This is a genomic window from Aquimarina sp. U1-2 (assembly GCF_017897595.1).
Lineage (GTDB): Bacteria > Bacteroidota > Bacteroidia > Flavobacteriales > Flavobacteriaceae > Aquimarina.
In genome coordinates, this window is record NZ_JAGKIK010000179.1 from 1 (window position 1) to 260 (window position 260).

Below are 260 nucleotides of genomic sequence, written 5' to 3' on the forward strand. Positions count from 1 at the left end.
ACAGCTTTAGAGATAGAGTTTTCTTCGGACAGATCACAAGGTGCTGCATGGTTGTCGTCAGCTCGTGCCGTGAGGTGTCAGGTTAAGTCCTATAACGAGCGCAACCCCTGTTGTTAGTTGCCAGCGAGTAATGTCGGGAACTCTAGCAAGACTGCCGGTGCAAACCGCGAGGAAGGTGGGGATGACGTCAAATCATCACGGCCCTTACGTCCTGGGCCACACACGTGCTACAATGGTAGGTACAGAGAGCAGCCACTTGG

General features: G+C 53.5%; 1 rRNA gene. It reads left to right on the forward strand.

The features are described 5' to 3' along the window. Nucleotides 1-260: ribosomal RNA gene (locus tag J8281_RS20045) — 16S ribosomal RNA — on the forward strand; the annotation flags it as partial.